Source organism: Companilactobacillus keshanensis (assembly GCF_003946205.1).
GTDB lineage: Bacteria > Bacillota > Bacilli > Lactobacillales > Lactobacillaceae > Companilactobacillus > Companilactobacillus keshanensis.
Map to the genome: position 1 here is coordinate 18,638 of NZ_RHOS01000022.1, position 12,224 is coordinate 30,861.

Sequence of the window (12,224 nt, forward strand, 5' to 3'; positions counted from 1 at the left end):
TCCTCAATTATTTTCTAAAAATTTCAATAAATCACTTTCAAGTTGTTTATGAGCGTGATTTATTGTTAAGACGTGTCCAGCCTCATACCAATGCAATTTGGCTTTTTTTACATCTTTAGCTACCAAACCAGCTTTTTCAGGATCAACCATTTCATCAGTTGTTCCTTGACCAATAAAATATGGTTTATCCAATTCCGGAAGCTTATTAGCAACAGTATCTGCTGTTTTATTAATGTTTGTCAACATTAAATCTATCTTTGAATCTACTAGACGCATCTTTTTATCTAATTCAACTTCATCCATATCATGAATTTCATAAACTTTTCTGGCATAGGTTAAAAAGGCACTTCTAACACTGGCAAAAGTATCAGCATACAAAGGGGATCCAAATACTCCACCAATCCTAACCTCAGGGCACTCTTCCAATGCTTTTGTAGCAAAAATTGCTCCTAACGATAATCCAAAGACATAAAATTCATCTTTTCCTTCTTGCTTTAAAAACTCGATTGCATCGAGCACTTGCTGCCACCAAATATCAGGATGACCCTTCTCCAAAATATCCAATGGTTCACTCGTACCATGTCCAGCAAACATTGGGGCATAAACTGAATAATCGCTACGTTCCAAGGTTCTTCCCATTAAACGCATATCATTAGGAGTTCCACTAAAGGAATGAAGCAAAATAACTGCTTTGTTTCCTTTATTAAAGAAAAACGGTTTCGGTTGTAGTATTTTCATAACATTCTTCCCTTCCTGATAATAAAAAACCCCCTGAGATTCATCAGGAGGATACGTTTTTTAATGAGATGACAAGTATACCAATACTATCGAAAATGCAAAAAATAGTACAAGTAAAACATAGGTAACCTTAACCATTACGGCTTCAAAACCGCGCTTTTTTTGTTTAGTGAATAAATCACCACCACCACCGGACAACGCATTCAAAGCATCTTGTTGCTTACTTGGTTGCATTAGTACCGCGATGACTATAAGTACCGAAACAATAACTAAGGCTATTTCAATAACGTTATACACCTTATAAAAACCTCCGTTCATGGTGTTTAAAGCTGAAATCACTTCTAACACAATAACATAATTAAAGCCAAAATTCTAGTACAATCAATTAATCAAATCTTCCATAATCTTCTTCATTTTAGCACGTTTTGCCGCATTCACCATAGTAACTAATCTATCGCCAGCTTTTATAACCGTATCGCCACGAGGAATAATTTGTGCTTCACCACGATAAATTGCCACAATCAGAATATCCTTTGGAAAGGGTACGTCACGAATATATTTACCATCGATCGAACTACCCTCAAAAACGGAAATTTCCAAACGATCGTTAAGCTTACTTGCCTTATTCAAAAAATTCGAATCTACATTCAAACGTTCTTTCAGAGATTCGTAAATTGGAGCACCATCTAAAAGATCTACTACCAAATATGCTATCAAAGAAATAACTGCTAAAGGCATCAAGTGCTTCAATGAACCGACCATTTCGGTAACCAAGATAATAGCTGTAAAAGGTGCTTTACCTATACAAGCGAAATATCCCGCCATAGCAAAAATTATCAAATTACTTTCAAACGCTAATGGTAACAATCCCAGACTATGCATTGACACTGCATAGACTGCTCCGATGATTGCTCCCAAATTTAGAATTGGTAAAAAGATTCCACCAGGCAATCCTGATCCATAAGAGATCATGGAGAATACAAATCGTAAAACTAGCAAACCAATCAAAAGTTTTAAACTGGTCCCCAAATTCGTTAAATTTATAATTATTCCATTACCACCACCGATAAACATGGGAAACATCATCCCTATTGGCACGATCAAAACTAATGGAATCAATCCCTGTAAGTTTCGAGGAATCCTAGTTTTAGAATACAGTGCTGGCATAGATAACAAGACGACTTGATATAAGCGACCTAGTAGTCCTAAAACAACCCCTAATAATAGTAGATGCCAGTAATATTTAATTGGCATACTGAACTTATATGGAACATCTAGGACCGGTCTTAATCCAAAAACATATAATGCTATCAAGTTTGAACTTACAGAACTTGCCAAAGCTGTTACCCAAACTAATGGCGAAAAATTATGATATACCTCTTCCAAAATGAACATAGCACCTGCTATTGGAGCATTGAAGGCGGCCGCCAGACCACCCGCGGCACCACTGGCAATTAAAACTCTTTTGGATACACCATTTTCTTTGGTAAACTCACTGAATCCTTGACCAATCGCGGCGCCCAACTGGATAGACGGGCCCTCTCGTCCGAGAAATAGTCCCGGTCCGATGCCCAAAATACCACCGACAAATTTCTTCCATAAAATTGGCCACCACTTTAGTTCCATTTCTCCAGCCAACTGAGCTTCAACTTGAGGAATACCTGAACCTGAAATATTAGGTTCTTTTTTCAACAAGCAGCTGACCAATAAACCTACTACAATTACTAAAACTAATAATGCAACTATTAAAATTACATTCGATCGGGCTGCCGTATAAGCACTTTGAAAAACTACCAATAAACGAGCAATCGACCAACGGAAAGCACTGACTACCAGGCCGGATAAAATCCCCACGATAACTCCGCCTAAGGTCAATTTTAACTTATCATTATCTGCTATTAGAACTTTCATAAATTTCACCCCGTTCCTAAAAGTATAACCTAAAAATTTACAAAATAAAAAAGCGACCCAACGTCGCCTCAAATTGTATCGTATAAACTCCAACTTATTGTTCCCTTATAAATCCCATCTAGTTCTGTACTAGTGGTCCTTAGTAAGATCCCATTATCTTTATTCCAAGACTTGATTATATCTGTTATTGAAGTCTTATTATTCGTCTTCACATGCGTTGCTATCGTCGTATCATTATTTACTAATGAAGTCACTGAATCATTATCCTTAAAAACCAGTCCACCTTGTAAAGCTACACCACTAGCAGTTTTCAATTCCGTAGCATTTGCGACCACTCTCCATTTACTATCAATACTACGTTCATCCTTAACAGATAATTTCCAATCATTATTCCTTTTAACCATTTCCGGTCGTCCATAATTATTTAAAGTTTTAAAACTTGATTCATTGGATACTTCGTCAAAGCTTAAGGCCCCAATAACTGTTATCGTTACCTCAACAACATTTGATTTATTACCATAATCATCAGTGACATATACATCCAAAGTATTTTTTCCTGCTTTTAAATCTGCCGCTTTAACAGTGATTCCAAAAAAGCCATCATCAGTAGTACTCATTTGACCATTTGGACCATCTTCATCATTTAAAACCGTATGAACTGTAAAATGTGAATTGTCTATCGTTGTACTTCCACCGGCATATAAAATTATTCCACTGACTTTGGCGTCTGTATTAACATTAATTATTTGATTAGTTCCCGTAGTTAAACCGATTACTATTCCTTTATCCGATTGAATATTAAATTTTGGTGTTTCCACGTGGGTAATATAATTGGTTGAATTAAAAGTTGAAGTAACTTCTGGGATATCTGTATCACGATTTACTTCAGCTGCTCCAGTGAATTCAATTTTAGCAACAGGATCAGTCGTCGAAAGATTTTTTGTCAAAGCATATTTTATCTGATTATCCGTCATTCCATTTAAAGAAATTTTCTCAGTGGAACTTGTATCATTATTGTAAGTAATTGTGGCACTAGTGTACGTAATGTTGCTTCTTTCAGCTGTTGATGGATCTTCAGCATCAGGATCGGGAGCCATCCCTGGTAGGTGTATATTAGCAACTATATTTTTCCAATCTCGTCGGCCATCAAGATATTTGAGATCGTATGAAACATTGATAATATCACCTGAAATTACCGTATCCCCCTCTTTGATTTCTTGATTTTGAACTAAATCAAATATTGATGGATCAATTTCAGCATTTACTAAATCCGGAATAGTTTCAAAAATAACTAAATTATTTTCATAACGACTACTCGTGGTCCCGGTAAATCCCCATCTGACCTTACCATCACTAGAATTTAACTTACTGGTATCTATTTCAAAATTCTTTGAAGGAGCATCATCATTAGTACTCCCATCAGAGTCAACATCGTCAAATGTATATGTCATTGTACCAATTTTAGATTCACCTGGAATCCACGATATGGTTAAATGGTGCCACGATCCATTTGTTAATCCAACATTATCAATCAAACCATTATGATTTAGATAATTATAATAACTACTAAATGTTATTGGCCATCCGATCGACTTTGTTTGAGTATAGTATGAAGAGGCCTCTCCAGGATAATTAGCCGCAATATGCTGGTTGGCATTAGACACCGGAACGTCAAATGAGCCCGCTGTCCCTGCCCCACTATATGAATCAGTGGCATTAATAGCAGTATCAAACTCTAAAGCCCAACTATTTTGAATCGCAGTTGTGGCAAATTTTGAAGTATCACTCATATCAGAATGTGTATCCACACCCCAAACACCTAAGCTTTCTCCTCCTGTCGGCTTTTTAGTATTCCCCCATATACCGGTCCATAAATCAGTTGAAATAGCGGCCAAACCTCGGGAATCATTTTGTAAAACAAAGGCCATACCTTCTCCAGATGAACTGGAATTACCAAAATACATCCACATTGACATTGTCTGATTTTTATTTAAATCAAAGTAATTGTTGTCTGTTGACCAAATGGAACCAATCTGATTTTTCCCATTATTTATTTGAACCGCCTCCGTATCAGTAACATTAACATTATTGATATCAACAACTTTAGAGACATTTCCAGAAAAAGTTCCCGGAGAAAAAATATCATCTAAGTTAAGCCCCTGAGGCGCACCATTAATTGCCGAATCTAAGTCACTATCAGCCTTAACTTCTTTTACGTGTATAAAACCAATTGAATAAATACAAAAGAATACTATCAATATGCCTATATATCGTCTATTTATTTTTGATCTCATGGCCCTCCCCGTGTGATTAAATAAATATTTGATTTCTTTAGGATATTCTACATTATGTAAGCATTCTTATAAACCATATTTTGCGATTTTATTTTTAATATTTTGATTATAATTTAATTTATTGCATAAAAAAAGACTGTCGTAAGACAGTCTTAATTCAAATATCAATTATTTGTTTAAGTTATAGAAACTCTTGATACCTTTATATTCAGCTTGGTCACCAAGTTGATCTTCAATTCTCATCAATTGGTTATATTTAGCAATACGGTCTGTACGACTCATTGAACCAGTCTTGATTTGACCTGCGTTTGTAGCAACAACAAGGTCAGCAATTGTTGTATCTTCTGTTTCACCAGAACGGTGAGAAACAACAGCTGTGAATCCAGCTTCTTTAGCCATTTCGATAGCTTCAAATGTTTCTGTAAGTGTACCAATTTGGTTAAGTTTGATAAGGATAGAGTTTGAAACTCCCATTTCAATACCCTTCTTCAAGTAGTCAGTGTTTGTAACGAACAAGTCATCACCAACAAGTTGTACTTTCTTACCAAGAGCCTTTGTAACTTTTTGCCAATCTTCCCAGTTGTTTTCGTCAAGTGGGTCTTCGATTGTGATAACTGGGTATTTTTCAACGATTCCGTCAAGCAAGTCGATAAATTCGTCAGTTGTTAAGCTGGCACCATTTTCGCCTTCACCCTTAAGATCGTATTTACCAGTTTCTGTGTTGTAGAATTCTGATGAAGCACAGTCAAAGCCAATAGCGATATCGTCGCCAGGTTTGTAACCAGCTTTTTCGATAGCTTCAACCAAAATCTTGAAAGGAGCTTCGTTGTTCTCAAGGTCAGGAGCAAATCCACCCTCATCACCAACAGCAGTGTTTAGACCACGGTCTTTAAGCAATGATTTTAGTGATTGGAAAGTTTCTGAACCCATACGTACAGCTTCGTGAACTGATTTTGCACCAACAGGTACGATCATAAATTCTTGGAAGTCAACGTTGTTATCAGCATGCTTACCACCATTGATAACGTTCATCATTGGTGTTGGCAATACGTGAGCATTAGGACCACCAAGATATTCGTACAATGGAAGACCAATTTCGTCAGCAGCAGCACGTGCAGCAGCTAATGAAACACCTAAGATAGCATTTGCACCAAGGTTACCCTTGTTTTCTGTACCATCTAATTCGATCATAGCTTGATCGATAGCTCTTTGGTCAGTAACATCCATACCAACGATTTTCTTAGCAATCTTGTCGTTAACGTTAGCAACGGCTTTAAGAACACCCTTGCCACCAAAACGTGATTTGTCGCCATCACGTAATTCAACAGCTTCGTGTTCACCAGTAGAAGCACCTGATGGAACGATTCCGCGGCCAAAGCCACCTAATTCAGTATATAGTTCAACTTCAACAGTTGGGTTACCACGTGAGTCAAGAACTTCGCGACCTAAAATATCAGTAATTACAGACATATTTTAAAAATCTCCTTTATGATTTTAATACAAGCTAATTTTAACCTTTTTATTGATTAAAATACATATAACAATTAGTTATTATTTTTGAAAGTTTGCTAATGCTAAGAATGATTCAGGATCCATGCTGGCACCACCAACAAGTCCACCATCAATATCTTCTTTAGACATTAATTCTTTAACATTTGCAGGTTTAACTGAACCACCGTAAAGAATACGTACTTTATCGGCAGTATCTGCATCATACAAACTAGCAATCTTTTCACGGATTACATGAACCATTTCTTGTGCTTGATCAGCAGTAGCAGTCTTACCAGTACCGATAGCCCAGATTGGTTCGTAAGCAACAACTGATTTTGCTAAGTCATCATCAGAGATGCCCTTAACAGCATTTTCAATTTGACCAGTTACCCATTCTTCAGCTTTGCCAGATTCACGTTGTTCTAATGTTTCACCACAACAGATAATAGGTAGCATGTTGTTCTTAAGAATAGCATGTGCCTTCTTGTTGATATCTTCGTCAGTTTCAGCGAAGTATTGACGTCTTTCTGAGTGACCAATAATTACATAGTCAAGACCCATATCTGAAAGAGCCTTTGGTGAAGTTTCACCAGTGAAAGCACCGGCGTCTTCGAAGTAACAGTTTTCAGCAGCTGTCTTAAGTGGTTCGTCTTTTGAGAACCATGTAAGTGCGTTCAAATCAATAGCAGGAGCACCAATAATAGCTTCTACGCCAGATTCTGGCAACTTACCTTTGATAGCTTCTAGAAATTCTTGGGTTTCTTGAGGATTTTTGTTCATCTTCCAGTTACCCGCAATAATAGGTGTACGCATAAATTAAATTCTCCTTTAATTATTTGTTGGAAATTGAATCGATACCAGGTAATACTTTACCTTCAAGATATTCAAGAGAAGCACCACCACCAGTTGAGATGTGTGTTAGCTTGTCAGCGATACCAAGACTCTTAGCAGCAGCAGTAGAATCACCACCACCAACAATAGTAATAGCATCTGACAAGTTACCCATTGCACGTCCAACTTCAAGTGTACCGTTAGCAAAGTTGCTCATTTCGAATGCACCCATTGGTCCATTCCATACAACAGTCTTGGCACCCTTTAGAGTATCTTGGAACAATTTAACTGACTTAGGTCCGATATCAAGAGCCATTTCGTCATCAGGAATATCAACTCCATCAGTAGTTGTTGCTTTAGCATCATTTGAGAATTCTTTAGCAATGATATGATCTACAGGAAGAACAATCTTGTCACCAGCTTTTTGAAGGAGGTCCTTAGCTAGTTCAACTTTGTCTTCTTCGAACAATGACTTACCAATCTTGTGACCTTGAGCAGCCAAGAATGTATATGCCATACCACCACCAATAATAATGTGGTCTGATTTTGGAATAAGATTTTCAATAACACCGATCTTATCTGAAACCTTTGCACCACCAAGAATTGTTACAAATGGGTGTACAGGATTGGCAACAGCGTTACCTAAGAACTTGATTTCTTTTTCCATCAAGTATCCAGCAGCAACTGGCTTACCAGCAGCCTTCATGGCTGTTGAAATACCAACGTTTGAGGCATGGCTTCTGTGAGCTGTACCAAAAGCATCGTTGATAAATACATCACCAAGTGATGCCCAGTATTCACCAAGTTTTGGATCATTTTTACTTTCACGTTTACCAAAGTCGTTGTCGATATCTTGGAAACGAGTATTTTCCATCAATAAGATATCGCCATCATTTAGTTCACTGATAGCATCTTCAAGTTCTTTACCTTCGTTAGTTGGTACGAACTTAACTGACATGCCACTTAACTCTTGTAACTTTTCAGCAACTGGCTTCAATGACAAAGCTTTCTTGTCTTCATCACTCTTAATTCTACCTAAGTGAGAAAGTAAGATAACCTTTCCACCTTGCTCAGATACATATTTGATTGTTGGGATAGCACCTACGATACGGTTTGTATCTCCGACAACACCATCTTTAATTGGAACATTGAAATCTACACGCATTAAGACTTTCTTGCCTTTTACATCCACGTCAGAAACAATAAGTTTGGCCATTATAAATCCTCCAAATAATTATCTTAAAAAAATAGCGGAAGGAGTTTATCTCCCTCCGCCAATTTAATTCATTAAATTAGTCTGTTTGTTTGCTAGAAACTAATTAAATTAGTTTAATGTAGCAAATTTTTCAAGTGTACGAACCATTTGTGCAGTAAATCCTGATTCGTTGTCATACCAAGCAACAGTCTTTACAACTTGGCCATCACCTGAACCAACGATTTGTGTTTGTGTTGGGTCAAATACTGAACCGAATGAAGTACCGATAACGTCAGATGAAACAATTTCATCATCGTTGTAACCGAATGAAGGGTTGTTGTCAGTATACTTCTTGATAGCAGCATTAACTTGGTCAACTGTAACTTCTTTGTCAAGTGTTGTTACTAATTCTGTAACTGAACCTGTGATAACTGGAACACGTTGTGCATGTCCATCAAGTTTACCTTTAAGTTCAGGAACAACCATACCAAGGGCCTTAGCAGCACCAGTTGAATGAGGAATAATGTTTGCAGCAGCAGCACGTGCAGCACGAACATTACCTTTACGTTCTGGACCATCTTGAAGTTTTTGTGTAGCTGTGTATGCGTGAATTGTTGTCATTGTACCAGCTTTGATACCGAATTCTTTGTTAACGGCATTAGCTAATGGTGCAAGACAGTTAGTTGTACATGAACCAGCTGAAGCGATCTTAACGTCATTTGTAAGAATATCGTCATTTACACCGTAAACAACTGTAGCCATGTCACCTGATGGAGCTGAGATCAATACACGTTTTGCACCAGCATCAAGATGAGCTTGTGCTTTTTCTGATGATGTGTAAAAACCAGTACATTCAAGAACGATGTCAACACCGTCATTTGCAACCCATTTAAGGTCTGCAGCGTTCATTTCAGCATAAACAGGGATTGTCTTACCATCAACGATGATAGCATTTTCTGTAGCACTGATTGAATCAGCCTTAAAGTTACCATGGGCTGTATCATATTTTAATAGGTGTGCAAGCATTGCAGGTGATGTCAAATCGTTGATTGCAACAACTTCCAAATCTGTGTCGATTGAAGCAATACGACGGAATGCCAAACGACCGATACGTCCAAATCCATTAATACCAACTTTTGTAGTCATACAAAAATTCCTCCTTCAGGAAATTAAAACTATATTATTTTAAAGGGTTATCCCTTAAAATCAACTCTGAGGCACCTTCATCAGTTATCAAAATAGTATGAGAAGGTGCATTATTCATATATGATTTAATTGCATCAGCCTTATTTTGACCTCCGGCAATCGCGATCACATATTCTATTCTATCAAGGTCCCGGACATGAAGTCCAATCCTAGGTACCTTATAAACAAGTCTTCCCTTTTGATCAAAGAAATCTCCGAATGCCTCTGAAACAGCATTACTGTCCAAAACATTCATTTTCTCTTCTGGAGAGAGGTTTCTGCGATCAGCCATGATACTTGCCGTACCAATGCTGTGTATAACAACATTGCTATTATATATTAAATCAAGAACTGACTTAATTGAAGACTCTTTTTGCAATGATTCAAAACTTTCAGCACTTATATCTTCTGGAAGATACAAGGCACGGTATTGACCATGCGCTTTCAATGCCATCTCAGCACAGACACTATTTGCTTGCATCATCACCGACTCACCTAATCCTCCACGAGCTGGTAAAAATAATAGCTTGCGATTCTTAGATAAATTAGATGAAAGATTTTGAGCAACTCGTGCCATGGTCGTTCCACCCGTTACGGAAATAATACTATTTCCTTCCGGTAAAAGCGAGCCAAGTAATTGATTAAGTCTTCGTCCAAAGGAATCGATCACTCCATGTTGTTTATCAGCGTTACCTGGTAAGACAATACAACGGGCAATTCCAAGCTTTTGACTTAATTTCTTTTCTATCAGTGCCGTACCCTGATAACCTGCAAGAACTTTTCCAAGTTCACTTGCAACATGGCTGCCCTTTTCGGTTAGAGACATTCCAGATTTTGATGAGAGAATCAAACCTTGATTCCTCAATAAATCTGTTTCAGTTCTCAAACTACGTTCAGTCACATCTAGGTCATCGGCTAACACTCTGCGCCCAACAGGTTCCATTAGTGAAATACTCTGAAGGATTTTAAATCGCTTTTCCAGAGTCTTAATGAAGTCCGGAGCAATTAGATCAAGCAATTCTAAATCTTCATTATTAGTCATTTGATATACTCCATGGGACTTTTTCTGTCCCTGTATGTCTATTTACGACCCATGTACTCAAAAAATAAAAGCCCGGATGACCAAAGTCATCTCCTAAGCACAATGATTATTATATACGGTATTATTATTTTTTCAAGAGTTTAGTTTCAAAAAAACACAATGGTTACGCTTTCTTGCCAATTTACTTTTTTTCGATTAATGAGATAATATAAGGACATGCGCTGTTAGTGTAATGGATAGCACATAGGATTCCGGTTCCTGGGATGCGGGTTCGACTCCCGCATGGCGCATCAATACTACTATAGTAGTAGAAACAAGGTCAAAACTTCATATACTTTGAGGTTTTGACCTTTTGTAATTCATAGTTTTATCTGGGAGGGATTCATTTGAAAGAGCAAACAGCCGACATCGGAGACTATATGAAAGTCTTTGCTTGTACCGCTGTAATGATGCAAACGGTCTTGAGCATAGTACTAAAAAATGAACCAAATGAAGACTATCAAATATTAATTGGGATTCTTTACAACTTAGTTAAGTTTACTGCACCAGTCTTCATATTTGGAATCCTTTATACAACCATTAGGACAACACCCCCACTTTATAAAGAGTATCTAAAAAAGCAGTGGTCAGCACTATTTGTACCAACTATTTTTTGGACCCTAGCATATTTATTGATATTCCCAAATTTGCAACAAGTAAACTCCTACCATGATTGGCCCAGTTTCCTTTGGCAGTTTGTAAACGGTAATGCCGCTCCACATTTATGGTACAACACAATGATGTTGCAATTCATAATCTTAATGCCATTATTCTGGTTTTTATCCAAATTCATTCGCAAAAACGCTAATTATACTTCTTTGATAATCGCTATTACGACGGTTGGATATTTTCTTTGGATTTATTTTTACGATTTAACCATCTTTCACAGTGTACACGAAGAGAATTGGTATTTACTGGATCGACTATTTATTAGCTTTATAATTTATGGAATATTTGGGACTTTAGCTTGGATCAAACGTGATAGTCTGGAAAAATTCATTAAAGTAGCTTGGCCTTATTTAATATTGGCCTTTATCGCAATTCTTGTTTGGACAAATTACGAATTGTTTACTTTCGGTTTTCCAATACATTTAGCAGACGCCACATATTACAAACCTTCAATGACGTTATATTCATTGTTGGTTATTGGACTGATAACGACCCTAGCCATAAAACAAATCAAGGCTAACTCCAAATATCTACCGCTATTTCACTTTCTAGCTACATACGCATATCGATCCTATCTATCCAATGTTTTTTGGTTACAAATAATTTGGCAACTTGGTGGACGTAACATCACTTTCGTCAATCCCCTATTAGGGATTTTAACCTGTTATTTATTAACATGGCTCTTATCATTCTCGTCAGCTTTTTTATTTCATATTATTTGGAAGAATATTAAAAGAGTGATGCCATAAGGCACTGAGTATATAATTTGATACAGATAAATAAGAGCACTTCTGAGAAAATAAATCTTGGAGGTGCTTTTGCTTTGACT

General features: G+C 37.1%; 10 protein-coding genes and 1 tRNA gene. 2 read left to right on the forward strand and 9 right to left on the reverse strand.

Translation table 11 applies throughout. The annotated features are described in order from the left end of the window. Nucleotides 1-3: 3 nt before the first annotated feature. The 9 genes from EKM64_RS10015 to EKM64_RS10055 form a co-directional block, all read right to left on the reverse strand. Nucleotides 4-738 (reverse strand): alpha/beta hydrolase, encoded by a 735-nt coding sequence (locus tag EKM64_RS10015; RefSeq protein WP_125678196.1) that lies wholly within the window; start codon nt 736-738, stop codon nt 4-6. A gap of 60 nt (nt 739-798) precedes the next feature. Continuing rightward, nucleotides 799-1,035 carry a preprotein translocase subunit SecG gene (gene secG / locus EKM64_RS10020; RefSeq protein WP_125678198.1) on the reverse strand — a complete coding sequence of 79 codons (237 nt, stop codon included), beginning with the start codon at nt 1,033-1,035 and terminating at the stop codon, nt 799-801. 84 nt (nt 1,036-1,119) lie between these two features. After that, nucleotides 1,120-2,649 (reverse strand): ClC family H(+)/Cl(-) exchange transporter, encoded by a 1,530-nt coding sequence (locus tag EKM64_RS10025; RefSeq protein ID WP_125678200.1) that lies wholly within the window; start codon nt 2,647-2,649, stop codon nt 1,120-1,122. 68 nt (nt 2,650-2,717) lie between these two features. After that, nucleotides 2,718-4,943, reverse strand: a complete 2,226-nt coding sequence (locus tag EKM64_RS10030; RefSeq protein ID WP_125678202.1) for an L-type lectin family protein — start codon at nt 4,941-4,943, stop codon at nt 2,718-2,720. Between the two features lie 168 nt (nt 4,944-5,111). Beyond that, the gene (eno, locus tag EKM64_RS10035; RefSeq protein WP_125678204.1) at nt 5,112-6,413 is read right to left on the reverse strand and encodes a phosphopyruvate hydratase; all 1,302 of its coding nucleotides are present in this window, start codon (nt 6,411-6,413) and stop codon (nt 5,112-5,114) included. An 81-nt stretch (nt 6,414-6,494) separates the two neighbouring features. After that, nucleotides 6,495-7,247 carry a triose-phosphate isomerase gene (gene tpiA, locus EKM64_RS10040; protein ID WP_125678206.1) on the reverse strand — a complete coding sequence of 251 codons (753 nt, stop codon included), beginning with the start codon at nt 7,245-7,247 and terminating at the stop codon, nt 6,495-6,497. Between the two features lie 19 nt (nt 7,248-7,266). Beyond that, complete coding sequence (locus EKM64_RS10045; protein ID WP_125678208.1) at nt 7,267-8,481, reverse strand: phosphoglycerate kinase; 1,215 nt, start codon at nt 8,479-8,481, stop codon at nt 7,267-7,269. Between the two features lie 108 nt (nt 8,482-8,589). Continuing rightward, complete coding sequence (gene gap, locus EKM64_RS10050) at nt 8,590-9,606, reverse strand: type I glyceraldehyde-3-phosphate dehydrogenase (protein ID WP_125678210.1); 1,017 nt, start codon at nt 9,604-9,606, stop codon at nt 8,590-8,592. A gap of 34 nt (nt 9,607-9,640) precedes the next feature. After that, complete coding sequence (locus EKM64_RS10055) at nt 9,641-10,687, reverse strand: sugar-binding transcriptional regulator (protein WP_125678213.1); 1,047 nt, start codon at nt 10,685-10,687, stop codon at nt 9,641-9,643. Nucleotides 10,688-10,905: 218 nt separating this feature from the next. On the opposite strand from EKM64_RS10055, the gene EKM64_RS10060 reads away from it, so the two are divergent. Together EKM64_RS10060 and EKM64_RS10065 are read left to right on the forward strand one after the other, a co-directional pair. Next, a tRNA-Arg gene (locus EKM64_RS10060) sits at nt 10,906-10,977 on the forward strand. Between the two features lie 129 nt (nt 10,978-11,106). Then, a complete protein-coding gene (locus tag EKM64_RS10065; RefSeq protein WP_164505354.1) occupies nt 11,107-12,144 on the forward strand; it encodes an acyltransferase in 1,038 nt (345 codons plus the stop codon). Nucleotides 12,145-12,224: the final 80 nt, after the last annotated feature.